The following is a 25,611-nucleotide window of genomic DNA, read 5'->3' as shown; positions in this document are numbered from 1 at the left end:
CATTGTCGCGTTTCCCGCCGATGTTGCCGCCAGGCGACGAGGCGTTTCCCGGAGCCGAAGGCGGAGGCCCGAATCCCTTGCCCCGCACTCCCAACACAACAAGATCAAGCCATGCTTGACTGCCCCCGAATCCAGCCTAGTCAAGGGACCAGCGGGGCGGGAGTAGTTGGTGACTTCTGTGGGTGGCCAACGGCGTTGTGGACAACTACTTGAGAGTGCGGGCGCTCAGTTCAAGCGGTACCCGTCGACCTCTTTGGCGAGGGCGAGCCGGGGCAAGCAAGATCAAACCGCGTTGAGTCGCCCCCGAATCCAGGCTACCCGGGGGAAACGTCCAGGTGGGAGGGGTGAATGGGCGGCTGTGGATGGGTGAGGGGGTTGTGGATAAGTGGCGGGTGGCGGGGGATCAACCGGGCTTGTGGCCGGTGATCATGACGTTGTAGAAGAGTTCTCGGGGGAAGAGGTTGCGCAGGACCTTCTCGTCCAGCCAGGTGAGGCGTTGCCAGGTGCGGAAGGCGAACATGGCCCAGCCGAAGCCCAGTTTCTCTCGGGGGACGGCTGCCTCGAAGGTGCGGACCGGCCAGCCGAAGAGGGCGGCGGCCAATTCCTCTGTGGCCGCGTGGACCTGGGTCAGGCCTGCGGAGCGGGCGATCGTCTCGAGTTCGGTGGGGTCGAACGTGTGTAGGTCGACCACGGCCTCCAGTGCGGCGGCGCGGGATGACTCGTCCAGTTCCTCTTGCGGGCGGCGCCACGAACTCAGCGGGCTCAGCTTGGTCAGGTTGGTGGTGAGCCACCAGGTGGCCTGGCCCAGCTTGCGCGCGTACCGGTCGCCGATGCGGGTGGGTTCGCCCGCGAAGACGAAGCGGCCGCCGGGTTTGAGGACTCGGCGGACTTCGGCGAATGCGGTGGGGAGGTCTGGGATGTGGTGCAAGACGGCGTGGCCTACGACGAGGTCGAAGGTGTTGTCGTCGTACGGGAGGCGTTCGGCGTCGGCTACGCGGCCGTCGACGTCTAGGCCCAAGGCGCGGGCGTTGCGGAGGGCTACCTCGACCATGCCGGGCGAGAGGTCGGTGACGGAGCCCTTCTTGATGACGCCGCCCTGCATGAGGTTCAGCAAGAAGAAGCCGGTACCGCTACCGAGCTCCATCGCCGTCTCGTAGGGCCAACCCTCTTCGCCCGCGATGGCGCGGAAGCGGCCGGTGGCGTAGTCGATGCAGCGCTCGTCGTAGGAGATGGACCACTTCTCGTCGTAAGTGCCCGCCTCCCAGTCGTGGTAGAGGACGTTGGCGAGCTTCGGGTCGGCGAAGGCGGCCTGGACTTCTTCGGCGGTCGCGTGCGGGTTCGGGGTGGGGTCAGCGGCCATCGAAACGCGCCTTTCCGGGGCCGTTCTCCAGGAACGACCGCAGTCCCGTGGTGCGGTCCTCGGTGGCGAACAGCGCCGCGAACAGGTTCGTCTCCGCGGCGAGACCGCTGGTCAGGCCCGTGTCCAGGCCGGTGTCGATGGCGGCCTTGGCGGCGGCGAGCGCGCGGGAGGCGGCGTGGCTGAACTGGCCCGCCCAGCGCCGGGCCGCGGCGTACACGTCGTCCGGGGCGACGACCTCGTCGACCAGGCCGATCGCCAGCGCTTCGGCCGCCTCGACGAACCGTCCGGTGTAGACGATGTCCTTGGCGCGGCTCGGGCCGATCAGCCTGGCCAGCCGCTGGGTGCCGCCCGCGCCGGGGATCAGGCCGAGCAGGACCTCGGGCTGGCCGACCTTGGCGTTGTCCCCGGCGATGCGCCGGTCGCAGGCCAGCGCGAGCTCGTAGCCGCCGCCGAGGGCGTAGCCGGTGATGGCGGCCACGGTCGGCTTGGGCAGCCGGGCGACGGTGGTGATCGAGGCGCTGAGCTCGGGGGCGTAGTCGGCGATGTCGGTGTAGGACATCTCGGCGAACTCCTTGACGTCCGCGCCCGCCGCGAACACCTTGGGGCCGCCGTAGACGATCACGGCGCGGACGTCGGACCTGCTGCCCGCCTCCTGCGCGGCCACCCGCAGCTCGGCCTGCAACTGCCGGTTGATCGCGTTCATCGGCGGCCGGTTCAGCCGGATGGTGCCGATCCCGTCCTCGACCTCAAGCGAAACGAACTCACCCACGGCTGTCCTCCTGCATGGTGCCTGGTCGTCGGAAGGTTACCTGTCGGTAGTAACTCAAGCCCGGCGGCGGGCGAAGAACCGGTCGCCGGAGCGCTCGAGCTCGAGCGACTGGCCGAACGCGGCCGAGAGGTTCTCGCTGGTGAGCACGTCGTCGATCAACCCATGGGCGACCACGCCGCCGCCGGAGAGCAGCAGCAGGTGGGTGAAGCCGGGCGGGATCTCCTCGACGTGGTGGGTGACCAGCACGGTGGCGGGGGCGTCCGGGTCGAGCGCGAGGTCGGTCAGCCGCGCCACCAGGTCCTCGCGGCCGCCGAGGTCGAGACCGGCGGCCGGCTCGTCGAGCAGCAGCAGCTCCGGGTCGGTCATCAGCGCGCGGGCGATCAGGGTGCGCTTGCGCTCGCCCTCCGACAGCGTGCCGAACGTGCGGTCGCCGAGCCCGGCGATGCCCAGGGTCTTGAGCAGCTCGTCGGCGCGGCCGGTGTCGAGCTGGTCGTACTCCTCGCGCCAGCGGCCGAGCACCGCGTACCCGGCGCTGACGACGACGTCGCGCACCTTCTCCTCGGCGGGCACCCGACCGGCCAGCGCCGCGGTGGCGAAGCCGATGCGGGTGCGCAGCTCGAACACGTTGACCCGGCCGAGCCGCTCGCCGAGCACGTGCACCACGCCGGTGCTGGGGTGCAGTTCGGCCCCGGCCAGGCGCAACAAGGTCGTCTTGCCAGCACCGTTGCTGCCGAGGACCACCCAGCGCTCGTCGAGTTCGACGCGCCAGTCGAGGTCCTTGAGCAGGTCCGAGGTGCCGCGCCGGACCCCGACGCCCGCCATGTGCAGGACGAGGTCGTCGAGGTCTTCGGGTGTGCTGTCGGGTCCGGTGTCAGCCTGAGTCCGCGAGGTCACGGCCGTCATTCTGCCTTTGCCCACCGGTGCTGTGCGTTTGCCTCCCTGCGCACCCGGGGCTGCCCCGCGGCGGCGGCGCCGGGTTGACTCGCACCGCACGAGAGGAGCGCCCATGCCATCGGGGTACACGGTCAACACCACCAGCCTGGCCATCCGGGTCGGTGAGCTGCGCGCACTGGCCGAGGAGGTCGAGATCGCGGCGAACCGGCTGTCGGTCTCGGCGGGTGATCTCGGCCCCGGCGACATCGCCGCCGCGGCCCGGGAGGTGGCCGACCAGTGGCGCGACGACCTGGGCAGCACGCGGGACAAGATCGACAAGATCGCGGACAACGTGCGCTCGGCGGTCGCCAACTACGAGCAGGTCGAGCAGGGCGGCGCGGACCGGATGCGGTTCGCGGTCAGCGACGCGGTGGCCGAGGCCCAGCTGAACGCCCTGCGCGGGGGCGCGGCCGCACAGCAGGCGCGCCTGGACGGCCTGATGTCCGACACGAACCCCGGGGGCTGACGGTGGCGCGGAACCACCCCACGCTCGGGTTCGACCCGACGCCCGGCGAGCTGTCGGCGGTCCAGGCGATGGTGATCGAGTTGGCCGAGGCGCGGACCATGCTGGCCGCCGTCGCCCCCCGGCTGGCCGAGGCTTGCACGATCGCCGACGACGCCGACTGGGGCGGGTCCGCCGCCGAGGAGTTCAGCGACCACGGCGACGACCTGCCCAAGGGCATCGCCAAGGGCGCGGAGTCGGTGCAGGCCGTCGGTGACGCGTTGACAGCCTGGGCGGGCAAGTTGAAGGCGAACCAGGACAAGGCGGAGGAGCTTGAAGCACGGGCCAAGCGGCTTAAGGCGGAGATGGAGGATGCCGCCGACGCGCAGACCCGGGCGGCTGGCGCTATACCTCGCGAGGTGAGCAATCCTCACTACGCGGCCAAGTACGACGCTTTCCTGGGGGCGGTGCGCGCGGCAGGGGCGGCGCGGGCGGCGTTCGACCAGGTGATCTCCGACGCGCACCGGCTGGAGCGCAAGCACCTGCGGGAGGCCGAGCAGACCGCGGCGAAGATCCGCAGCGGCCCGGACGAGGTGTTCAAGCCGGAGAACGACGGCTGGCTGGTGCAGACCCTCGACGGGGTGGGCAAGACCTCCGGGATCGTCTCCAGCGCGTCGGCGGCGATCGCGGCGGGGTCGCTGCTGATCCCCGGTGTCGGTGAGGTCGTCGCGCCGGTGGCGGGCACGGTGTCGGCCGCGGCGGGTGGGGTCAACGCGCTGACCGGGCTGGCGCAGAAGGCGGCGGGCTCGTCGAACGCGCCGTCGTGGGTGGACATCGGGCTGGGCCTGGTGCCCGGCCGGACACTGACCTCGGGGGTCGTCGGCGCGGGCAAGGGGTTGGCCGACGACGCCGTGGAGGCGGGCAGCAGGGCCCGGCGGACGGTCAGGGGTGCCCGTGACGGGGCGGTCGAGGGGTTCACCTCGGCGGGCATCGGCAAGGCCGTCAAGGACGTCGGGACCCTGCGCAAGCTCGCCGCCGAGCAGGGCTCGACCGGGGCGGCGCTGCGCGAGAAGGCCGCCAAGGACCTGCGCGACAAGGGCGACAAGATCGCTCGCCGGTTCCAGGACCCGGAGAAGTTCACCCCGGCGCAGCGCGACGCCTTCGGCCGGTTGCGGTCGGCGGGCGAGGCGTACTCGGCGAGCGTGGACGCGGCGGTCCGGTCGGCCCAGGCCGCGGGGGTGCAGTTCACCCCGGAGCAGCGGCGGGAGCTGGAGCTGCTCAAGCTCGCGGGCAACCCCGGCCGCTCCAGCGCGGAGAGCGCCCTGGTCAACACGGTGGCGGCGAGCACGAGGGAGCACGTCAAGTGAGGCTGGCGATGCCCGCCGAGGCGCGGCGCGTGGAGCTGGGCGATCCGGCTCGGGCGGTGCGGGAGTACGCCGAGATCATCGGGGAGTTGCGGGACGCGCCGGAGGGGGCGGCGGCGGACCTGGAGGCGTTGGCCGCGGAGTCCGTGGAGGGCGTGCTGCGGCAGGGGGCGTTCCTGATGGCCGTGGTGGCGCCCGCCGCGGCGGACCCGGCGTTGCTGACCGGGGTGGCGCTGGTGGTGCCGGACGGCTGGGACATCGACACGGCCGACGCGTTGCGCGACTCGTTGGAGGACGTCGGCGGGCCTGACCTGCGGCAGACGGTCCTGGTGGAGAGCGGGGTGGGGCCCGCGGTGGTCGCGCAGCGGGTGCCGGGGGTCGAGCAGGCCAGGGCCGGGGAGCCGCTGGCGCTGCAACTGCAGGCGTTCATCCCGGAGCCGGGCTCTGGCCGGATGCTGCTGCTCACCCTGTCGGCCCCGTCGCAGCGGGGGTGGGCCGAGCACCAGGCGTTGTTCACCGGGATGGTGGCTTCCGCGAGCCCCACCGAGACCGGTAGCACCGCTCGACCGGAACCGGATGAGTCCTTTGAACAGCACACTTACCGGCTCTGACCTGGCCGGGAACGTCTCGATCCGATCTTCGATCGGCCCGCGCGTCTCGATCGAGTCGGCTCTCTGGTCCAGGATGGGGTGGTGCCTCACTCAGCGCCACGCCCAGGAAGCCCGTTCCCGCTCGGTGCGCACCCCGAAGCGGGCGGGGTGCGCTTCGCCGTCGCGTCGTCGGTGGCCGATGGCGTTGAGCTGTGCTTGGTCGCCGAGGACGAGGACGGGCGGCAGGTCGAGCAGCGCGTCGAGCTGACCGAGCGCACCTTCGGCATCTGGCACGGCGTCGTCCCCGGGGTCACCCCGGGGCAGCGGTACGGCTACCGGGTGCACGGTCCCTACGACCCGCGCCGGGGTCTGCGCTGCAACCCGAACAAGCTCTTGGTCGACCCTTACGCACGCCGGATCACCGGGGACGTGCCGGACCTGAGCGCTACCCGGGGCTACCGGGGCGACCCGATGACGGGTGGCGCGTCGCGGATCGACTCCCTCGGCGGGGTACCGCTATCAGTGGTGACATCCCCCGGTGGGCCTGACACCGGTCGGCGTCCTGACGTGCCGTTCGAGGAGACAGTGGTCTACGAGCTGCACGTCAAGGGCTTCACGAAGCTGCACCCGGACGTGCCCAAGCACCTGCGCGGCACATACCTGGGGTTGGCGCACCCTGCAGTCGTCGAGCACTTGGTGCGTCTAGGCATCACGGCGGTGGAACTGCTGCCGGTGCATACCCACGCCGACGAGCCCATGCTGCTGCGGTCCGGTAGGCACAACTACTGGGGCTACTCCACATTGGGCTACCTCGCCCCCCACGCCGGGTACGCGAGCAGGCCCGGGCACGAGGTGGAGGAGTTCCGCACGATGGTGGCTGCGCTGCACGCGGTCGGCATCGAAGTGATCCTCGACGTCGTCTACAACCACACGTGTGAAGGCGGGGTCGCCGGGCCGACCTTGTCCTTCCGGGGCTTCGATGCCCCCGCGTACTACGCCATCGACGGCGAGGGGCGCGACATCGACATCACCGGTTGCGGCAACACCCTCGACCCCGGCTCCCCCACCGTGGTGCGGTTGGTGGTCGACTCGATGCGCTACTTCGCCGCCGAACTGGGCGTCGACGGGTTCCGGCTCGACCTGGCCAGCGCGATGGGCCGCCCGCACGCGGGCTCGTTCGACGCGGCGTCGACGCTGCTGACCGCGATCACGACCGACCCGGTGCTGGCCAACCGCAAGCTGATCGCCGAGCCGTGGGACGCGACCGGTGAGGGCTACCGGGTGGGCGGCTTCGGCCCGCAGTGGACGGAGTGGAACGGCCGGTTCCGCGACGGTGCCCGCGACTACTGGCGTGGCGCCACCGGACTGCGTGACCTCGCATACCGCCTGTCGGGCTCCTCGGACCTCTACGCGGGGAGGCGTCCGTGGGCGTCGGTGAACTTCGTCACCGCGCACGACGGGTTCACCTTGCGCGACCTGGTCTCTTACGACCACAAGCACAACCACGAGAACGGCGAACACGGCGCGGACGGCACTAACGACAACCGGTCGTGGAACTGCGGTGTTGAAGGCGAGACCGGCGACCCTGCCGTGCTGGCCTTGCGCGATCGTCAGGCCCGCAACCTGCTGGCCACGCTGCTGCTGTCCACCGGCACGCCGATGCTCGTCGCCGGGGATGAGCGGTGGCGCACGCAGCACGGCAACAACAACGCGTACTGCCTGGACAACCAGACCTCCTGGGTGGACTGGAGCGCGGACAAGAAGGCAGACGACCTGCTGGCCTTCACCCGGCGGCTGATCGCACTACGCGCCGACTCCCCCGCCCTTCGCCAACCGCAGTTCTTCGACGGCCGCCCCACGCGTTCCGGCGAGCCCGATCTGGTGTGGTTCCGACCCGACGGCGAACCAATGACCGAGCAGGACTGGTTCGACGAGTCCCGCCGGACACTGGGGATGTGGATCGACGGTTCCGAGTGCCTATCGCGCGACCGTGACGGTGAACTGGTGGCTGACGACTCGTGGCTGCTGGTGACGCACTCAGGCGCGGACCCGGTGGAGGTAGTGCTGCCGTCGGACCGGTACGGCCGCCGCTACATCCCGGTGTTGGACTCCGGCACCCCCCGGGGCGTGCCGCAGAACGTCGACCCCTTGCCCCCCGGTAAGCGGGTAACCCTGCCTGGTCGGACGGCCCTGCTACTACGAGCGCCCAGGGTCAGCCAGTAGGTCGTATCAGTCCGTGGGACACGTGGCTGGGGTCCTAATGCCGTGCCACGATCGCGTCGTGACCCGGTCCGAGCCGTCTATGGCGCAGTCGCCGCCCCTGTGGCGCGACCGCACCGTTGACCTGCTGCTCGTCGCCTCCTGCGCGTGTACGAGCCCGCGGCGCACCCACCTGTCTCGCTGAGGTCCGGTGCCGCCGCCGCGTGTGGCAACCGACACCCAGAGCAGGAGAGCAGGACATGACCGCACCCACCCTGGCCCCTGAGGTCCACCCGCGTTTCGACCGGGCCGAGCTGCACGAGCTCATCGCCCCGCGAGATCCGCTGTGGACGCCGAGGGAGCTGCGCGAGCTGACCTCGACGGTGACCGCCGACTTCCACGACCGGCTGGTGGAGGTGGTCCGCTTCTCGAGCCCTCGGCGCTGGTGGACCCGCTTGGCGCTGACCGACGAGGTGGAGCTGTGGCTGCTGTCGTGGCTGCCCGGCCAGGGCACCGCCCCGCACGACCACGGCGGCGCCGCGGGGGCGTTCACCGTGTTGTTCGGCGACCTCGCCGAGACCTACCGCTACCCGTCCGGCCCGATCCGCGATCACCAGCACGCGACCGGGGCGTCCATCGGGTTCGGCCAGGGGCGGGCGCACCAGGTGCGCAACCTGGGCCGGGTGAAGGCCGCGAGCGTGCACGCGTACTCGCCGCCGCTGGTGCCGACCCGCGAGTACGCGACCCTGCGCGACGTGCCCGACGAGATCCCCGCCCTGCCGCTGCAGCGGTTCGGCCGATGAGCGCGGTCGACGACCGGTTAGCCGCCGCCCGGGCCGAACTGGCCCGGTTGGACCCCGCGGCCGCGCACGCCCTGCAGTCCAGCGGGGACGCGCTGCTGATCGACATCCGGCCGATCGCCAACCGCGGCGCCGAGGGCGAGATCCCGGGCGCGCTGCCCATCGAGCGGATCCACCTGGAGTGGCGGTTGGACCCGGCGGGCGAGGACCGGATCACCGGGTTCGACGCGGACACCACGGTCGTCGTGCTGTGCAACGAGGGCTACGCGTCCAGCTTCGCCGCCCGCGACCTGAAGCTGCTGGGCCTGGCGAACGCCACCGACCTGGTCGGTGGCTACCGCGCCTGGCAGGCGGCAGGTCTCCCCACCCAACCCGGCGGAACACCCGCGATCCCCTGAGTCACAGACCCCGCCCACAACCGGCAGAGATGCTTGGACGTGCGCGGGGTCTTTGACGTCGCCCCTCGAGTCGCAGACTTCTGACGGGTCCTTGTGCAACGCCCCTGGGGTCCCTCAGGCCGCGCGCACCGCCGCCAGGAAGCTCCGGATGAGGGCGGGGTCCTTGACGCCGCGACTGGACTCGACGCCGCTGGAGACGTCCACACCCCACGGCCGGGCGACCGTGATCGCGGCGGCGACGTTGTCGGGGTCCAGACCGCCCGCCAGCAACCACCGACCACCCAGACCATCCACAGTGGACAGGTCCCAGCGCTCGCCGGAGCCGGCGACGGCGGAGTCGAGCAGCAGCATGTCCGCGCCCCAGAAGCCGAGGTCCCTGCTCGGCGTCGCGGACACGGCCCGGATCACCTTCAGCGGCAGGTCGGCGACCGCGTCGAACGCTTCCCTCGGGTAGTCCCCGTGCAGTTGGACCGCGCCCAACCCGGCATCCAGTGTCGTCTGCCCGGCCTGTTCGGCTGGCACACCCAGGAAGACCCCGACGGTCAGCACGTGCTCGGGGACCCGGGCGGCCAACTCCCTGGCCTGCTCGACGCCCACCTGGCGCGGGCTGGCGGCGAAGACGAACCCGATCGCGTCCGCCCCGGCCGACACCGCGGTGTCGACGTCCTCGGCGGTGCGCAGCCCACAGACCTTCACGAACATGGCACCACGATATACGGGGAATCCTCATGTCCCTGACCTGCGGAACCCCGCCCCCACGTCGGGCGTCTGTTGCTCGTGCGTCTTACGCGGGTGCTCGGTCACCCCCTCACCATCCTGACCGCGATCGTGTGCGGTGCCGTCGCGCTCGGCTACCGATCGGCGGGGGAGATCGGGCTCGGCGTGCTCGGCGAACTGGTCGGGTTGCTGCTGGGGCTGCTGGCGCTGCAGGTCGGGATGCTGGTCGGCGCGGTGGCGCTGCGCGCGCGGGTGCACAAGGTCGTCATCGGGGTCGGGACCCGGCTGGCGGACTGGACCACGCCGCGGCGGGCGGTGGTGCTGCGGGCGGTGCCGATCCTGCTGTCGGTGTCGGTCGGACCGGGTCGCCCGCCCGCGCGCCCGCGGATGTGGGGCGCGGCGCTGTGCTCGGCGCTGCTGGCGATCGGGACCGCGGTGGGCGCGGCGTTCGCGGTGTCCGACGGGTTCACCCTCGGCCTGGCCATCGCCTGCGGGGCGACGGTGGCGCACGCGATGGTGCCGCGCAAGCTGCCCGGGTCGACCTCCACCGGCTGGCTGGTGCTGAACCTGCCGCGGTTGTCGGGGGTCCAAGCCGAACAGTTGGCGGCGGCGCCGCTGGTGACGACCACGGTGGACGCGGTGCAGGACGGCGACCTCGCCCGCGCGGCCACCATGGCCGCCGAACTGGCCGACCGGTACCCGAAGCTGCGCACCGCGACGGCGGCGCGGGTGCTGGTGCTGCAGGCGCAGGGCCGGTACGCGGAGGCCCTGCTGCAGGCGATGGCGATCGCCGGGGACGCGACGCAGACCCCGCAGGAGGCGGCGGTGTCCTTCGCGGCGCTGGCGAGCTTGGCGTACGCGACGGTCGAGTCGGGCCAGTTGGACCCGGAACTGGGCATGGGCACCGCCGACCAGGCCCTGGAGAACGCCGAGACCCTCGGCTACCCCACCCACCGCCTCGACGGCTGCCGCGCGCTGCGCGAACTGGTCCTCGGCAACACCGGCAAGGCCATCCTCTTGGCCCGCCACGCCGCCGACACCTGCGACGACCGCCTCGGCCGCGCCGACGACCTCGCCACCCTCGCCCGGGCCCACATGGCCGCGGGCGACAACAAGGCGGCCCGGGCGGCGCTGGTCGAGGCCGAGCAGGTGGTCCCCTGGTGGCCCCGGGTCGCGGACACCCGCTCCCGCTTGGACATCGGCTGACCGCGGGAACGGGCACTGACGGCCGCCAGCCGCAGAACCCTTGCCACGCAAGAGATATCGCCGCCCGAACCGGAACCGCCGCCTGGATCGCGAATGATCCAGGCGGCGGTTCCGCTGTCGAGAAAGATCAGGCGAGAACGACCTTGCCCAACTCCGCCGGGGTCGCCAGCAGCCCGTGCCTGGGCAGAACCCGCGCGGTCACACCGAGCGCTCCGGCGTGCGGCAGCGCCAATTCCGTCGTGTACCGGCCACCCTCGGTCGGCTGCATCACCGCCGTCACCACGTCCGAGAGCTCGTCCGTGTCGCCCACGCGCCCGATGACCGCCTGGACCTCAACGTCCCCCGGCGCCAGCCCCGCCAGGTCGACCGTCGCGTTGACGCGGACGATCTCCCCTATCACCGGCGAGTGGTTGTCCTCGATGGCCAGTTCGCAGTCCACGACCCGGACCCGCTGCCACGCACCGAAAAGCCGCCCGCGGTAGTCGGCCAGGTCACGCGCCACCCGGAAGTCGTCCGCCTGGGCCAAAGCGCCCGCCGCGGCGGCCGGGGCGTACGCCGACTCGACGTACTCGCCCACCATCCGGGTCGCCTGGATCTGCGGTCCCAACGACGACAGCGTGTGGCGGACCATCGCCATCCACTGGGTCGGCACGCCGGAACCGTCGCGGTCGTAGTAGAGCGGCGCGACCTGCGAGCCGAGCAACTCGTACAGCGCCGCCGCCTCGAGGTCGTCGCGGCGGACCGGGTCGTTGATGCCGTCGGCGGTCGGGATGGCCCAGCCGTTGCTGCCGTCGTAGAACTCGTCCCACCAGCCGTCGCGGATCGACAGGTTGAGGCCGCCGTTGAGGGCCGCCTTCATGCCGGAGGTGCCGCACGCCTCGAGCGGGCGCATCGGGTTGTTGAGCCAGACGTCGCACCCCCAGTAGAGGTAGCGGGCCATGTTCATGTCGTAGTCCGGCAGGAACACGATCCGGTGCCGCACGCCCGCGTCGTCGGCGAAGCGGACGATCTGCTGGATCAGCGCCTTGCCGCCGTCGTCGGCCGGGTGGGACTTACCCGCCACGACCAGCTGGACCGGGCGCTGCGGGTGCAGCAGCAGGGCGCGCAGGCGCTCGGCGTCGCGCAGCATCAGGGTGAGCCGCTTGTAGGTCGGCACCCGGCGGGCGAAGCCGACGGTCAGCACGTCCGGGTCGAACACCGTGTCGGTCCAGCCCAGTTCCAGCGCCGAGGCCCCGCGCTGCAGCCACGCCGCGCGCACCCGCTTGCGGACCTCGTCGACCAGGCGGCGGCGCAGCGTGCCGCGCAGCTCCCACAGCCGGGCGTCGGACACCGAGGCGTCCACCCCGGCGTAGCCCTCGTCGGTCGGGTCGCCGATGACCTCGGTCATCTCGCGCGCCGCCCAGGTCGGGCCGTGCACGCCGTTGGTGACCGAGCTGATCGGCACCTCGTCGGTGTCGAAGCCGGGCCACAGCCCGCCGAACATGTCCCGGCTGACCGCGCCGTGCAGCCGCGAGACGCCGTTGGCGCGCTGGGCCAGCCGCAGTCCCATGTGGGCCATGTTGAACATGCCCGGGTTCTCCTCGGCGCCCAGCGCGAGCACCCGGCGCAGGTCGATGCCCGGCAGCAGCGTGCCGTCGCCGAAGTAGTGCTGCACCAGGTCCACCGGGAACCGGTCGATCCCGGCGGGTACCGGGGTGTGCGTGGTGAACACCGTGCCCGCGCGCACCGCCGAGAGGGCTTGGTCGAAGTCGAGGCCCTGGCCGGAGACGTGCTCGCGCAACCGCTCCAGGCCGAGGAACCCGGCGTGGCCCTCGTTGGTGTGGAACACCTCCGGCTGCGGGGTGCCGGTCAGCTCGCAGTAGGTGCGCACCGCCCGGACACCGCCGACCCCGGCGAGGATCTCCTGGCGGATGCGGTGGTCCTGGTCGCCGCCGTAGAGCCGGTCGGTGACCCCGCGCAGGTCCTCGGCGTTCTCCTCGATGTCGGAGTCGAGCAGCAGCAGCGGCACCCGGCCGACCTGGGCCCGCCAGATCCGCGCGCGCAGCACCCGGCCACCGGGCATCGCCACGTGCACCAGGATCGGCGCGCCGGAGGGCTCGGTCAGCGGGTCCAGCGGCAACCCGTTCGGGTCGATGACCGGGTAGTGCTCGACCTGCCAGCCGTCGAGCGAGAGCGACTGGCGGAAGTAGCCAGACCGGTAGAGCAGGCCGACGCCGATCAGCGGGACGCCGAGGTCGGAGGCCGCCTTGAGGTGGTCACCGGCGAGCACACCGAGGCCACCGGAGTAGTTGGGCAGCGCCTCGGTGACGCCGAACTCCATGGAGAAGTAGGCGATGGACGCGGGCAGCCTGCCGCCGTTGCCACCGGTGTCGTGGCGCTGGTACCAGCGCGGCTCACCGAGGTAGCGGCGCAGGTCGTCGGCCACCTCCCCGACCCTGGCGAGGAACCCGGGGTCGGCGGCGAGGCGCTCCAGCCGTTCGGCGGGAACCTGGGCGAGCAGGTGCAGCGGATCACCGCCCACGGCCGCCCAGATGTCGCGGTCGACATCGGCGAACAGGTCCTGGGTCGGCGGGTGCCAGGTCCACCGCAGGTTGGTGGCGAGCACCCCGAGATCGGCGAGCGGGTCGGGCAACCCGGCGCGGACGGTGAATCGACGTACGGCTTTCACGGAGTCCGACCCTACTGGCCCGCCTGGATCGAGCAAGCCGTGTCCGCGGGCCAGGTAGCCCGTACGACGGGGAAACCGCTGATCAGCACCCGTGCGCCGGAGCCGGAATGGTCGCAATGTCGCCGAGCGCGCCCGCGCGCGTCGTGCCCTGACCGGGTGACCACACAGGACCGTCACGCGACGGCAACACCGCGGTCGGTCCCGGGACGGTTCCCGTTGGCCCGAGCTGGGTACTTCCGGTAGTGGTCCTCCCGGACCGCCCCCGACCGGCCGCCCGGTTGTCAAGATCCATCCCCCGCCCGGGTGGGTCGGATCCGGCCGCGCACGGCAGACTGGGGGCAAGCACCCGCGACGGAGAGGAGCCTGACCGGTGAGCGGTCGGCTTGGCATCGATGACGTGTCCCCCCTCGTGTCCTGCGGTCGGTACCCCGGCAAAGCCGTTGTGGGCGAACACATCCCGGTGCGGGCGACGGTGTGGCGCGAGGGCCACGACGCGGTCGCGGCGACGGTCAGCTGGCGGGGTCCCGGCGACGGCAAGGCGCGGCGCACCCGGATGCGCCCGGACGGCCTGGAGCCCGATCGGTGGGTCGCCGACATCGTCCCGGACGCCGAGGGGCTGTGGACCTTCCGGGTGGACGCGTGGAGCGACCCGTGGGCGACCTGGGTGCACGCGGTGGAGGTGAAGGTGGCCGCCGGGCAGCAGCCCGGGGAATTGGCCAACGACCTGGAGACCGGCGCGCGGTTGCTGGAGCGGGTCGGCCGCAGGCCCGACCGCGGTGGCGACCGCAAGCTGCTGGTGTCGGCGGCGCGCGCGCTGCGCGACGAGTCGATGCCGCTGCCCGCGCGGATCGCCGAGGCCCTGGCGGAATCCACCAGGCGGGTGATGTTCACGCACCCGGTGCGCGAGCTGGTCACCAAGGGCAAGGCCCTGCAGCTGTGGGTGGACCGCAAGGTCGCGCTCTACGGCTCCTGGTACGAGTTCTTCCCGCGCTCCACCGGTGGTCTCGACACCGAGGGCAAGCCGGTGCACGGCACGTTCACGACCGCGGCCAAGGAGCTGGACCGGGTCGCGGCGATGGGCTTCGACATCGTCTACCTGCCACCGATTCACCCGATCGGTGAGGAAAACCGCAAGGGCCCCAACAACAGCGTCGACTCCAAGCCGGGCGACGTCGGCTCGACCTGGGCGATCGGCTCGGCCGACGGCGGCCACGACGCGATCCACCCGCAGCTGGGCACCCTGGAGGACTTCCGGGCGTTCGTGGCCCGGGCGCGCGAGCTGGACCTGGAGGTCGCGCTCGACTTCGCGCTGCAGTGCGCGCCGGACCACCCGTGGGTGATCAAGCACCCGGACTGGTTCACCACCCGCCCGGACGGCTCGATCGCCTACGCGGAGAACCCGCCGAAGAAGTACCAGGACATCTACCCGGTCAACTTCGACAACGACGCGGAGGGCCTCTACGCCGAGGTGCTGCGGGTGGTGCTGTTCTGGGCCGAGCAGGGGGTCCGGGTCTTCCGGGTGGACAACCCGCACACCAAGCCGCCGGACTTCTGGGAGTGGCTGATCCGCCAGGTCAAGGCGGTCGCCCCGGACGTGCTGTTCCTGTCCGAGGCGTTCACCCGGCCCGCCCGGCTCTACGGCCTGGCCAAGCTGGGCTTCACCCAGTCCTACACCTACTTCACCTGGCGAACCGGCAAGCAGGAGCTGATCGACTTCGGGGTGGAGCTGGTCGAGCACGCCGACGAGGCGCGGCCGAACCTGTTCGTCAACACCCCGGACATCCTGCACGAGTCGCTGCAGGTGGGCGGGCCCGCGATGTTCGCCATCCGGGCCGCGCTGGCCGCGACGCTGGCGCCGACCTGGGGCGTGTACTCCGGCTTCGAGCTCTACGAGCACCAGCCCGCGCACCCGGGCAGCGAGGAGTACCTGGACTCGGAGAAGTACCAGCTGCGGCCGCGCGACTACGCGGGCGCGCTGGCCGAGGGCCGCTCGCTGCAGCCGTGGATCACCCGGCTCAACGCGATCCGCCGGGCGCACCCGGCGCTGCAGCAGCTGCGCACGCTGCGGTTCCACCACGTGGACAACGACGCGCTGCTCGCCTACTCCAAGACCGACCCGGAGACCGGCGACACGGTGGTCGTGCTGGTGACCCTCGACCCGAGGGCGCCGCAGGAGGGCACGCTGTGGCTGGACCTGGCCGCGCTCGGCCTCGACCCGGACACCGCGCACGCCGCCTACGACGAGGTTTCCGGTCAGACCTGGCGCTGGGGCCAGGCGAACTACGTGCGGCTCGACCCGTGGGCCAGCGTCGCCCACATCGTCCACATCCGACGTTGACCGGTGTTCACCCGGGGCGCTCGGCGCGGGTGCGCCGGGCACCCCGACCGACCGCCCGGGTGTCCGCCCACTGAGATCGTGATCACCGGCAGGCATGGATCACCCGGCGCGGGGGTACCCACGTCAGCGGCGGCCGTACTCCCCCGCCCGGGTGGACCACCCCACCCGAACGACCACTTGGGACAGTCGGGGGTGGGTCACCGGTGCTCGGTGCGCGGTCGTGGCGGCGGAAACGTGGTACGCATTGCGGACCGGCGATCACACAGATCCACCCAGATCCACCGACCGGGACCGAACCGCCGGGATCGACAACGCTGACACACGGCCGAGACATGGGGCGAGGGCGACAGGCATGACGGTTCAGGACACCACCGCACCCGACGCGGCACTGGGGCTCGCGGGCATCCCGCACACCGGCGAGGCGGTGACCGCCGACGGTCACCTCACCGAACCGCAGGCGGAGGACTTCCACCACGCGCGCTCGGCGCCGCCGCAGGTGGACTGGTACAAGAGCGCGGTCTTCTACGAGGTGCTGGTCCGGGCGTTCAACGACTCCGACGGCAACGGCACCGGCGACCTGCGCGGGTTGGCCGACAAGCTGGACTACCTGCAGTGGCTGGGCATCGATTGCCTGTGGCTGCCGCCGTTCTACGCCTCGCCGCTGCGCGACGGCGGCTACGACATCAGCGACTTCCGCGCGGTGCTGCCGGAGTTCGGCACCGTCGACGACTTCAGCTACCTGCTCGACCAGGCGCACAAGCGCGGCATCCGGGTGATCACCGACCTGGTGCTCAACCACACCTCCGACGCGCACCCGTGGTTCCAGGAGTCGCGCCAGCACCCGGACGGCCCCTACGGCGACTACTACGTGTGGTCCGACACCGACGAGGCCTACTCCGACGCGCGGATCATCTTCGTCGACACCGAGACCTCGAACTGGACCTACGACCCGGTGCGCGGGCAGTTCTACTGGCACCGGTTCTTCTCCCACCAGCCCGACCTCAACTACGAGAACCCGGCCGTGCAGGACGCGATGCTCGACGTGCTGCGGTTCTGGCTCGACATCGGGATCGACGGCTTCCGGCTCGACGCGGTGCCCTACCTGTTCGAGGAGGAGGGCACCAACTGCGAGAACCTGCCGCGCACGCACGAGTTCCTCAAGCGCTGCCGCAAGGTGGTCGACGACGAGTTCCCCGGCCGGGTGCTGCTGGCCGAGGCGAACCAGTGGCCCGCCGACGTGGTCGAGTACTTCGGCGACGCGAGCATCGGCGGCGACGAGTGCCACATGGCGTTCCACTTCCCGCTGATGCCGCGCATCTTCATGGCCGTGCGGCGGGAGTCGCGGTTCCCGATCTCGGAGATCCTGGCGCAGACCCCGGCGATCCCGGCAGGCGCGCAGTGGGGGATCTTCCTGCGCAACCACGACGAGCTGACCCTCGAGATGGTCACCGACGAGGAACGCGACTACATGTACGCGGAGTACGCCAAGGACCCGCGGATGAAGGCCAACATCGGCATCCGCAGGCGGTTGGCGCCGCTGCTGGACAACGACCGCAACCAGCAGGAGCTGTTCACCGCGCTGCTGCTGAGCCTGCCCGGCTCGCCGGTGCTCTACTACGGCGACGAGATCGGCATGGGCGACAACATCTGGCTGGGCGACCGCGACGCGGTGCGCACCCCGATGCAGTGGTCGCCCGACCGCAACGCCGGGTTCTCCCGCTGCGACCCTGGTCGGCTCTACCTGCCCGCGATCGCCGACCCGGTGTACGGGTTCCAGGCGGTCAACGTCGAGGCGCACATGAACAACACCTCGTCGCTGCTGCACTGGACCAGGCGGATGCTGCAGGTGCGCACCGAGCACCCGGCGTTCGGCCTGGGCGACTTCACCGAGCTGGGCTCGTCCAACCCGAGCGTGCTGGCCTACCTGCGCAGGCACGGCGAGGACGTCGTGATCTGCGTGAACAACCTGTCGCGGTTCCCCCAACCGGTGGAACTGCACCTGTCGGAGCACGATGGGTGCATCCCGGTGGAGCTGACCGGCGGGGTGCGGTTCCCGGCGATCGGCGAGCTGCCGTACCTGCTGACCCTGCCCGGGCACGGCTTCTACTGGTTCCAGATCACCCGACCCCTCGAGGAGGGCGAACCCCAGTGACGACCCGACCCCTGCCCGCTGTCACGTCCCTCGCCGAGGACCTGCCGGGCTGGCTGCCAGGTCAGCGCTGGTTCGCGGCCAAGGGGCAGGACGTGGCGAGCGTGCGGGTGGAGCGGGCCGCGCTGCTGGTGGACGGCGACCCGGCGCTGCTGCACACGCTGCTCGACGCCGACGGCGAGCGCTACCAACTGCTGCTCGGGCTGACCGACGAGGTCCCCGACCACCTGCGCGCCGCGGTGATCGGCCGGCTGGCCGACGGCTCTTACGCCTACGACGCGACCCACGACGCGGAGCTGATGGGCGGGCTGCTGGAGCTGTTCGCCGAGCACTCCGCCGCCGGTGGCCTGGACTGGCTGCCGGAGCCGGGGGTGCACATCCAGACCGGGCTGCGGGCGCGGCCGGTCGGGGTGGAGCAGTCCAACACCTCGATCGTGTTCGGCGAGCACTACATCCTCAAGCTCTACCGGCGCCCGGCCCCCGGCCCCAACCGCGACGTCGAGCTGCACCGGGCGCTGGTCCGCGCGGGCAGCGCGCAGGTCGCCGAGCCGGTGGCGGTGGTGCGCGCGGAGGGCACGGTGCTGGGGTTCGCCCAGCGCTACCTCGGTGACTCCGCCGAGGGCTGGGCGACCGCGACCGCCTCGGTGCGCGACCTGCTCGCCGAGGCGGACCTGCACGCCGGTGAGGTCGGTGGCGACTTCGCCGGTGAGGCCCACCGGTTGGGCGCCGCGGTCGCCGCGGTGCACGCCGACCTGGCCGCGGCGCTGGGCGTGGCCACCGCCGGTCAGGCGGAGATGGCGGCGGGCGCCGACGGGATGCACGCGCGGCTGGACGCGGCGCTGGCCCAGGTGCCCGCGCTGGCCAAGCGGGAAGGGGTGCTGCGGGCGGCGTTCGACGCGGTGCGCGAGCTGCCCGGGACCTCGGTGCAGCAGGTGCACGGCGACCTGCACCTGGGCCAGGTGCTGCGCACCACGGGCGGCTGGGTGCTCATCGATTTCGAGGGTGAACCGGACGCGCCGGTGGCGGAGCGCAACCGTACGCGGTCCGCTTTGCGCGACGTCGCTGGAATGCTGCGCTCGTTCGACTACGCGGCGCTACACATGCTGGCGGGCGAGGAACCCGACCACCAGCGGCTCACCAGGGCCGCCGAGTGGGCCGACCGCAACCGCGCCGCGTTCTGCGCCGGGTACGCCACCGTAGGCACCGACCCGCGCGCGGATTCGGTGCTGCTGCGGGCTTTCGAGCTCGACAAGGCGGTCTACGAGGTGGGCTACGAGCACCGCAACCGGCCGGACTGGGTCCCCATCCCGCTGGCCGCGATCGACCGCGCCACCGCGGCCGGGTGATTGCGACTTTTAGGCTGCACGAGTTTCGGGTAATCCAGAAAATGGTTAGCCTGATCGACAATACCCGCTCTCGGGGTGCCGCCGATTCAGGATCGGGGTGTGGCGACATGCGGATCGCGGATGTGTTGCGGGGCAAGGGTGCGCACGGGGCCGTCGTGGCGACGGTCGACCCGGGCACCACTGTCGAGGGCCTGATAGCCGAGCTGCGACGGCACAACGTGGGCGCCTTGGTGGTGCTCGACGGGGACCGGGTGGTCGGCATCGTGTCCGAACGGGACGTTGTCCGGGGTCTGGCCGAGCGCGGCGGTGCGCTGTTCAACGACACCGTCGCCGACATCATGACCACCGAGGTGCGCACCTGCACGCCAGCCGACAGCGTGGACAGCCTGGCCGCCACCATGACCGAGCGCAGGATCCGGCACCTGCCGGTGCTCGACGGCGGCGCGTTGGCGGGGATCGTCAGCATCGGCGACGTCGTCAAAAGCCACATAAGCCAGCTGGAAGCCGACCGCGACCAGCTCCAGTCCTACATATCCCAGGGTTGATACCTCTTGCTGGTTGACGAGATCGAGCGGCTCATCGCAGGCGCGCACCACGACCCGCACTCGCTGTTGGGGGTGCACCCCAAGCGCGGGGGCGGGTCGGTGGTGCGGGCGCTGCGCCCCAACGCCAAGTCGGTCGCGGTGATCGTCGGCGACCGGCGGCACGAGATGGACGAGGTCGGCGACAGCGTGTTCGCCGCCGAGCTCGACACCGCCCCGGCGCAGTACCTGCTGGAGGTGGACTACGGCGCGGGCGCCGAGCTGGTGGAGGACCCGTACCGGTGGCTGCCGACGCTGGGCGAGCTCGACCTGCACCTGTTCGCCGAGGGCCGCCACGAGCGGTTGTGGGAGATCCTCGGCGCGCACGTGCGCTCGTACGAGACCCCGGCCGGGGTGGTCGAGGGGACCTCGTTCGCGGTGTGGGCGCCGACCGCGCGCGGGGTGCGGGTGTGCGGCGACTTCGACGGCTGGGACGGCCGGGCGAACCCGATGCGCTCGCTCGGCTCGTCCGGGGTGTGGGAGCTGTTCCTGCCGGGGGTCACCCCCGGGACGCGCTACAAGTTCCGCATCCACGGCGCCGACGGGTCCTGGCACGAGAAGGCCGACCCGATGGCGTTCGCCACGGAGATCCCGCCCGCGACGGCGTCTGTGGTGTCCACTTCGGAGTACCAGTGGGCCGACGACGACTGGCTGGCCCGCCGCGACGCGACCTCGTGGAGCGCGGCGCCGATGAGCGTCTACGAGGTGCACCTCGGCTCGTGGCGCCAGGGCCTCGGCTATCGGGAACTGGCCCAGGAGCTGGGCGACTACCTCGCCGAGCACAACTTCACCCACGTCGAACTGCTGCCGGTGGCCGAGCACCCGTTCGGCGGGTCGTGGGGCTACCAGGTCACCTCGTACTACGCGCCGACCGCGCGCTTCGGCACCCCGGACGAGTTCCGCGGCTTCGTCGACGCGCTGCACGCGCGCGGCATCGGCGTGATCATGGACTGGGTGCCCGCGCACTTCCCGCGCGACTCGTGGGCGCTGGCCCGCTTCGACGGCAGCCCGCTCTACGAGCACGCCGACCCGCGCCGGGGCGAGCAGCCGGACTGGGGCACCCTGGTGTTCGACTTCGGCCGCTCCGAGGTGCGCAACTTCCTGGTCGCCAACGCGCTGTACTGGATCGAGGAGTTCCACATCGACGGCCTGCGGGTCGACGCGGTGGCCTCGATGCTGTACCTGGACTACTCGCGCAACGAGGGCGAGTGGCTGCCCAACGAGCACGGCGGCCGGGAGAACCTGGACGCGGTGCGGTTCCTGCAGGAGCTGAACGCGACCGTCTACAAGCACCACCCGGGCACGGTGATGGTCGCCGAGGAGTCGACCGCCTGGCCCGGGGTGACCAGGCCGACGCACCTGGGCGGGCTGGGGTTCGGCTTCAAGTGGAACATGGGCTGGATGCACGACACGCTCAGCTACCTCGGCCACGACCCGGTGCACCGGACCTACCACCACAACGAGATCACCTTTGCGCTGGTGTACGCGTGGAGTGAGAACTTCATGCTCCCGCTGTCGCACGACGAGGTGGTGCACGGCAAGGGCTCGCTGTGGACCCGGATGCCCGGCGACGACTGGAACAAGGCGGCCGGGCTGCGCGCGCTGCTGGCGTTCATGTGGGCCCACCCCGGCAAGCAACTGCTGTTCATGGGCCAGGAGTTCGGGCAGGTCCAGGAGTGGTCGGAGTCGCGGTCGCTGGACTGGGACCTGACCGACCAGCCGCTGCACCGGGGCGTGCGCTCGCTGGTGCGCGACCTGAACGCCGCCTACCGCGAGCAGCAGGCCCTGTACCTGGACGACTCCCGGCCCGAGGGCTTCTCCTGGGTCGACGCCAACGACTCGGCGGGCAACGTCCTGAGCTTCCTGCGCCACGGCGGCGGCACGGAGCTGCTGTGCGTGGCCAACTTCTCCGGCTCCCCGCACCACGACTACCGGGTGGGTGTCCCCCACCCCGGCCACTGGCGCGAGATCGTCAACACCGACGCCGAGACCTACGGCGGCTCCGGCGTGGGCAACCTCGGCGGCGCCACCGCCACCCCCAAACCCTGGCACGGCAGGCCCGCCTCCCTGGTGTTGCAACTGCCGCCCCAAGGCGTGGTCTGGCTCGTCCGGGACAACGGTCCGGAGGCCGACCCCGACCCTGACGTGCCGGTGGTCTGACGCGGCCGAGCGGGTGGCTGGGGCAGACTGGTGGGCGTGCGCACGCGTAACGGACGGGACCTGGTGCGGCTGCTCCCCGCCTTGATGGCGGTGTTCGCGCTGGTGGCCTGCACCACGACGGTTCCGGGGCAGCCGGTGGCCCAGGGTGTGGTGTCCAAGGGCGAGGAGGGCACCGGCAGCGGTGTCGACCCGGGGTTCGTGCGCAACACCGACGGCGGGGAGATCGACCGGTTGGCGGCCACGGTGGTCACCGACGTGCAGGCGTACTGGACGCAGACGTTCCCCGAGGTGTTCAAGAAGGGGTACGAGCCGCTCAAGGGCGGGTTCTACTCGGTGGACACCGCGGACGCGGGGAGCAAGCCGCCGCCGTGCGCGAACAAGCCGACCGACGTCGAGGGCAACGCGTTCTACTGCCCGGACGCCGACATCATCGCGTGGGACCGGGCGGCGCTGCTGCCGGTGCTGCGGGACCGCTTCGGTGAGGCGGCGGTGATGCTGGTGCTCGCGCACGAGATGGGCCACGCGGTGCAGGACCGCACCGGCAGCGGCGCGACCGAGCGCAAGGCGGACCCGAGCCGGTACCCGACGATCCTGATCGAGGCGATGGCCGACTGCTACGCCGGGTCGTTCGTGCGCTGGGTGGCAGACGGCAAGGCCGAGCACCTGACGATCGCCAAGGACCGGCTGGACCAGGCGCTGGAGTCGCTGATCAGCTTCCGCGACCCGATCGGCACCGAGGCCGAGGACCGGGGCGCGCACGGCGACGCGTTCGACCGGGTGTCGGCGTTCCAGGACGGCTACGAGCAGGGCGCGCGGACGTGCTCGCAGATGACCGTCGACAACCGGGTCTTCACCTTGAGCGGCTTCCTCGACGCGGGCGACCAGGAGCGCGGCGGGAACCTCAGCTTCGCCGACATCGTCGAGTCGGTGACGCTGACCCTGGACCCGTTCTACGCCGAACTGCTGCCCACGCTCGGCAAGCAGTGGACCGCGCCCAAGGTGGTCGAGTCGCAGGGGATCCCCGACTGCGAGAACACCAAGCAGGGTCCCGTCGCGTACTGCCCGGCGGACAAGACGGTGCGCATCGACGTGCGCAAGGAGCTCCCGGAGCTGCACGCCGACATCGGCGACTACGCGACCGGCACGCTGATCGCCAGCCGCTACGCGCTCGCCGCGTTGGCCGCCGTGGGCAAGCCGTTGGACGGGGCGGACACGCAGCGGTCGGTGGTCTGCTTGTCCGGCCTGTTCACCCGGGCCCTGTTCGTGTCCAAGCGGCTGTCCCCCGGTGATCTCGACGAGGCCGTGCAGGTGCTGCTGGACTACGACTACGCGGCCCGCGACCTGAAGGGCGCGGCCCCGAGCGCGGGCTTCGACCGGGTCCGCGCGTTCCGCCAGGGGTTCACGGAGGGTGTTCAACAGTGCGGCCTTTCGTGACTTAGCGCGAACCGGCCCCGGGGCGCGCGGGTCGCGGGCTACCCTCTCCCGGAGATCGGGAACGACGGCTGGGTAGGGGTTGCGGTGCGGGTTCTGGGTGCGCGGACGCGGGTCGCGGCTGCCTTGGCGGTGGCGGCGGTACTTCTCGTGCAGCTCGGCGGGTGCGCCGGGCAGCCGATCGAGGGCAGACCCCGCGGGGTCGGTGACATCGACGCGGGCACGGCGGCCGGGATCCCGGTCAACAACGACGGTCCGACGGGCCCGAAGAAGGGTGCCGCCGACGCGGCCCTGTCCGTGGAGAACGCCGACGGCGGCGAGATGGACCGGCTCGCGGTCAACGCCCTGTCCGACATCTACGACTACTGGTCCGAGCGCATGCCCGCCGACTTCGACGGCCAGAAGTTCGAACCGATCAAGCGCCTGGCGTCCTACGACTCCAAGGGCAAGGCCATCAAGCTGTGCGGCCAGAGCACCGCGGACCTGGTGAACGCGTTCTACTGCAACGCCGACGACAGCGTGGCCTGGGACCGGGGCGTGCTGCTGCCCATGCTCAACAAGCAGTTCGGCCCGATGTCGGTCGTCGCCGTCCTCGCCCACGAAATGGGCCACGCCGTCCAGTTCCGCCTCGGCACCAAGAGCAACATCACCCAGACCACCCCGACGATCATCAAGGAACAACAGGCCGACTGCTACGCGGGCGGCTTCTTCCGCTGGGTGGCCGAAGGCAAGGCCAAGCACTTCGACGTCAACACCGGCAAGGGCCTCAACCACGTGCTGGCGACCATGTTCTTCATCCGCGACCCCGCAGGGCTCTCCGCGAGCAAGCAGGGCGCGCACGGGCTGGCGTTCGACCGGGTATTCGCCTTCCAGGCCGGTTTCTCCGAAGGCCCCACGCGGTGCGCGCGGATGAACCAGGACGAGATCAACACCCGAATCGCCGAGAAGGAACGCGGCGAGACGGAGATGGAGAACTCCCGCAACGGCGACGTGTCCTTCGACAACAAGAAGGTGCAGGACCTGCTGAAGGCCAGCCTGGACGAAGCCTTCCGCCGCACCGGCGCCAACCCACCCGCGATCACCTACAACGGCGCCGACTGCAAGAAGGGCCAGTCGACCCCGCCGGTGTCGTTCTGCGTGGAAGAAAACGTGGTCGCGATCGACCCGGACGCGATGGAAAAGATCGCTACGCCGCCTAAGCGTGGTCAGGAGCCAGGGGTTTCCGGGGCTGGGATCGGGGACTTCGCTGCCTTCGCCGAGATCGCGTCGCGGTATTCGCTGTCCATCCAGAAGGCGGTGGGGGCACCGTTGGAGGGGGACAAGACCGGCTTGCGGACGGCTTGCTTGACGGGGGCTTGGGCCAAGTTCACGGACTTGGCCGGGGAGGCCAACGAGAGCAAGCTGCGGTTGGCGGTGGGGGATCTGGATGAGGCCGTGGCGGAGTTGTTGCAGGACAACAGCTTGATCGCGGCGGATGTGACGGGGCGGCAGGTGCCGTCTGGGTTTGCGCGGGTGGAAGCGTTTCGGATTGGGTATTTTGAGGGGGATAAGGGGTGCGCTAACCAGTTCAGCTGAGCTGGGTGCGTTGTTCGGGGGCTGGGTGCTGTCCGGGCGGTTGAGTTCTGCTCTCGTGGTTGAGTTCCACCCTGGCTAGACGCTGGCCTGGCGGCTGAGTGTTGCTCGGGTAGCCGGGTGCAACTCGGGTGCTCGGGCGGATGGATGCCGCTCGGGCGGATGGGCCGATGTTGGATCGGTTATCCACAACGGCTTTGGTTGTCCACAGGGTGCTGGTTGCTTCTGCCCTTCTGTCGGGGCGCTTCGGTAAGCTGTATGTCGGGGGCTCTTGCGGCGGATGATCTTGCGGTGCCTTGGTTGTCCACAACGGTTCCGGTTGCCCACAAGCCAGCGTTCGCTGGTCGGTTTTGTCGACCCCCGTCGGTAGGCTGTATATCGGGGGATCTTGGATTAGTTGATCTTGCGGGGCTGGTTGTGGGGGGTGGTTGTCCACAACGAGTCTGGTTGTCCACAGGCTCTGTTCGCCGCTCCTGTTTTGTCGGTGCTGCGCGGTAAGCTGTGAGGGTTATTCAGAGGTGGACTCACCCTCGCCTGGCGATCATGAAGGCCGGGGTGGGTTGACGTAGGCGGCGGTCCATTTGAGAG

The 25,611-nt window shown here is 71.1% G+C and carries 20 protein-coding genes; 15 read left to right on the top strand and 5 right to left on the bottom strand.

Features of this window, described 5'->3' with window-relative positions:
* Positions 1-403: 403 nt before the first annotated feature.
* Genes LV75_RS32345 through LV75_RS32335 form a run of 3 tightly spaced genes read right to left on the bottom strand, consistent with a single transcriptional unit; the run spans position 404 to position 3,032 of the window.
* Positions 404-1,360, bottom strand: a complete 957-nt coding sequence (locus tag LV75_RS32345; RefSeq protein ID WP_253891178.1) for a class I SAM-dependent methyltransferase — start codon at positions 1,358-1,360, stop codon at positions 404-406.
* Positions 1,350-2,129 (bottom strand): enoyl-CoA hydratase/isomerase family protein, encoded by a 780-nt coding sequence (locus LV75_RS32340; RefSeq protein WP_253891177.1) that lies wholly within the window; start codon positions 2,127-2,129, stop codon positions 1,350-1,352. The genes LV75_RS32345 and LV75_RS32340 overlap by 11 nt, the downstream gene beginning before the upstream one ends.
* Positions 2,130-2,183: 54 nt before the next feature.
* Positions 2,184-3,032: an ABC transporter ATP-binding protein gene (locus tag LV75_RS32335; RefSeq protein WP_253891176.1), complete on the bottom strand. Its 849-nt coding sequence runs from the start codon at positions 3,030-3,032 to the stop codon at positions 2,184-2,186.
* Between the two features lie 103 nt (positions 3,033-3,135).
* Between LV75_RS32335 and LV75_RS32330 the strand changes: the two genes are divergently transcribed.
* The 7 genes from LV75_RS32330 (at position 3,136) to LV75_RS32305 (ending at position 8,855) form a co-directional block, all read left to right on the top strand.
* A complete protein-coding gene (locus tag LV75_RS32330; RefSeq protein WP_253891175.1) occupies positions 3,136-3,528 on the top strand; it encodes a hypothetical protein in 393 nt (130 codons plus the stop codon).
* A gap of 2 nt (positions 3,529-3,530) precedes the next feature.
* On the top strand, positions 3,531-4,871 hold the full coding sequence (locus LV75_RS32325) for a hypothetical protein (protein WP_253891174.1): 1,341 nt from the start codon (positions 3,531-3,533) through the stop codon (positions 4,869-4,871).
* Positions 4,868-5,479 (top strand): hypothetical protein, encoded by a 612-nt coding sequence (locus LV75_RS32320; RefSeq protein WP_253891172.1) that lies wholly within the window; start codon positions 4,868-4,870, stop codon positions 5,477-5,479. Before LV75_RS32325 ends, LV75_RS32320 begins: the two co-directional genes overlap by 4 nt.
* 81 nt (positions 5,480-5,560) lie before the next feature.
* The gene (glgX, locus tag LV75_RS32315) at positions 5,561-7,681 is read left to right on the top strand and encodes a glycogen debranching protein GlgX (RefSeq protein WP_372504280.1); all 2,121 of its coding nucleotides are present in this window, start codon (positions 5,561-5,563) and stop codon (positions 7,679-7,681) included.
* A gap of 58 nt (positions 7,682-7,739) precedes the next feature.
* A complete protein-coding gene (locus LV75_RS35245) occupies positions 7,740-7,862 on the top strand; it encodes a hypothetical protein (protein ID WP_301320218.1) in 123 nt (40 codons plus the stop codon).
* A gap of 55 nt (positions 7,863-7,917) precedes the next feature.
* The gene (locus tag LV75_RS32310; protein ID WP_253891170.1) at positions 7,918-8,460 is read left to right on the top strand and encodes a cysteine dioxygenase; all 543 of its coding nucleotides are present in this window, start codon (positions 7,918-7,920) and stop codon (positions 8,458-8,460) included.
* Complete coding sequence (locus tag LV75_RS32305; protein ID WP_253891169.1) at positions 8,457-8,855, top strand: rhodanese-like domain-containing protein; 399 nt, start codon at positions 8,457-8,459, stop codon at positions 8,853-8,855. The genes LV75_RS32310 and LV75_RS32305 overlap by 4 nt, the downstream gene beginning before the upstream one ends.
* A 114-nt stretch (positions 8,856-8,969) precedes the next feature.
* Here LV75_RS32305 and LV75_RS32300 read toward each other — a convergent pair whose 3' ends face one another.
* The gene (locus tag LV75_RS32300) at positions 8,970-9,557 is read right to left on the bottom strand and encodes a phosphoribosylanthranilate isomerase (protein WP_253891168.1); all 588 of its coding nucleotides are present in this window, start codon (positions 9,555-9,557) and stop codon (positions 8,970-8,972) included.
* A gap of 90 nt (positions 9,558-9,647) precedes the next feature.
* Between LV75_RS32300 and LV75_RS32295 the strand changes: the two genes are divergently transcribed.
* A complete protein-coding gene (locus LV75_RS32295; RefSeq protein ID WP_253891167.1) occupies positions 9,648-10,778 on the top strand; it encodes a tetratricopeptide repeat protein in 1,131 nt (376 codons plus the stop codon).
* A gap of 127 nt (positions 10,779-10,905) precedes the next feature.
* Here the strand turns inward: LV75_RS32295 and glgP are convergent, their stop codons facing one another.
* On the bottom strand, positions 10,906-13,446 hold the full coding sequence (gene glgP, locus LV75_RS32290; RefSeq protein WP_253891166.1) for an alpha-glucan family phosphorylase: 2,541 nt from the start codon (positions 13,444-13,446) through the stop codon (positions 10,906-10,908).
* Positions 13,447-13,816: 370 nt separating this feature from the next.
* Here glgP and LV75_RS32285 point away from each other — a divergent pair, with 370 nt between their 5' ends.
* The 7 genes from LV75_RS32285 to LV75_RS32255 all read left to right on the top strand — a co-directional run bounded on the left by LV75_RS32285 (position 13,817) and on the right by LV75_RS32255 (position 25,026).
* The gene (locus LV75_RS32285) at positions 13,817-15,784 is read left to right on the top strand and encodes an alpha-1,4-glucan--maltose-1-phosphate maltosyltransferase (protein WP_253891165.1); all 1,968 of its coding nucleotides are present in this window, start codon (positions 13,817-13,819) and stop codon (positions 15,782-15,784) included.
* Between the two features lie 352 nt (positions 15,785-16,136).
* Positions 16,137-17,936 (top strand): maltose alpha-D-glucosyltransferase, encoded by a 1,800-nt coding sequence (gene treS / locus LV75_RS32280; RefSeq protein WP_253891164.1) that lies wholly within the window; start codon positions 16,137-16,139, stop codon positions 17,934-17,936.
* Entirely contained in the window at positions 17,933-19,279 is a 1,347-nt protein-coding gene (locus LV75_RS32275) for a maltokinase N-terminal cap-like domain-containing protein (protein WP_253891163.1), read from the top strand. Before treS ends, LV75_RS32275 begins: the two co-directional genes overlap by 4 nt.
* Before the next feature lie 107 nt (positions 19,280-19,386).
* On the top strand, positions 19,387-19,824 hold the full coding sequence (locus tag LV75_RS32270) for a CBS domain-containing protein (protein WP_253891162.1): 438 nt from the start codon (positions 19,387-19,389) through the stop codon (positions 19,822-19,824).
* Between the two features lie 9 nt (positions 19,825-19,833).
* On the top strand, positions 19,834-22,020 hold the full coding sequence (gene glgB / locus LV75_RS32265; RefSeq protein WP_253891299.1) for a 1,4-alpha-glucan branching protein GlgB: 2,187 nt from the start codon (positions 19,834-19,836) through the stop codon (positions 22,018-22,020).
* Positions 22,021-22,056: 36 nt separating this feature from the next.
* Positions 22,057-23,454 carry a neutral zinc metallopeptidase gene (locus tag LV75_RS32260; protein ID WP_253891161.1) on the top strand — a complete coding sequence of 466 codons (1,398 nt, stop codon included), beginning with the start codon at positions 22,057-22,059 and terminating at the stop codon, positions 23,452-23,454.
* A gap of 84 nt (positions 23,455-23,538) precedes the next feature.
* On the top strand, positions 23,539-25,026 hold the full coding sequence (locus LV75_RS32255; RefSeq protein ID WP_253891160.1) for a neutral zinc metallopeptidase: 1,488 nt from the start codon (positions 23,539-23,541) through the stop codon (positions 25,024-25,026).
* Positions 25,027-25,611: the final 585 nt, after the last annotated feature.

This window comes from Actinokineospora diospyrosa (genome assembly GCF_024171925.1).
Taxonomy (GTDB): domain Bacteria; phylum Actinomycetota; class Actinomycetes; order Mycobacteriales; family Pseudonocardiaceae; genus Actinokineospora; species Actinokineospora diospyrosa.
Note: the sequence above shows the minus strand (reverse complement) of the source record. Positions and strands in the feature narration are given on the sequence as shown.

What these genes read in the sequence shown, in the direction of transcription:
- treS (WP_253891164.1), top strand. Translation starts at nt 16,137, where the DNA reads ATGACGGTTCAGGACACCACCGCACCCGACGCGGCACTGGGGCTCGCG.
- LV75_RS32270 (WP_253891162.1), top strand. Translation starts at nt 19,387, where the DNA reads ATGCGGATCGCGGATGTGTTGCGGGGCAAGGGTGCGCACGGGGCCGTC.
- LV75_RS32305 (WP_253891169.1), top strand. Translation starts at nt 8,457, where the DNA reads ATGAGCGCGGTCGACGACCGGTTAGCCGCCGCCCGGGCCGAACTGGCC.
- LV75_RS32345 (WP_253891178.1), bottom strand. Translation starts at nt 1,360, where the DNA reads ATGGCCGCTGACCCCACCCCGAACCCGCACGCGACCGCCGAAGAAGTC.
- LV75_RS32300 (WP_253891168.1), bottom strand. Translation starts at nt 9,557, where the DNA reads ATGTTCGTGAAGGTCTGTGGGCTGCGCACCGCCGAGGACGTCGACACC.
- LV75_RS32335 (WP_253891176.1), bottom strand. Translation starts at nt 3,032, where the DNA reads ATGACGGCCGTGACCTCGCGGACTCAGGCTGACACCGGACCCGACAGC.
- LV75_RS32310 (WP_253891170.1), top strand. Translation starts at nt 7,918, where the DNA reads ATGACCGCACCCACCCTGGCCCCTGAGGTCCACCCGCGTTTCGACCGG.
- LV75_RS32330 (WP_253891175.1), top strand. Translation starts at nt 3,136, where the DNA reads ATGCCATCGGGGTACACGGTCAACACCACCAGCCTGGCCATCCGGGTC.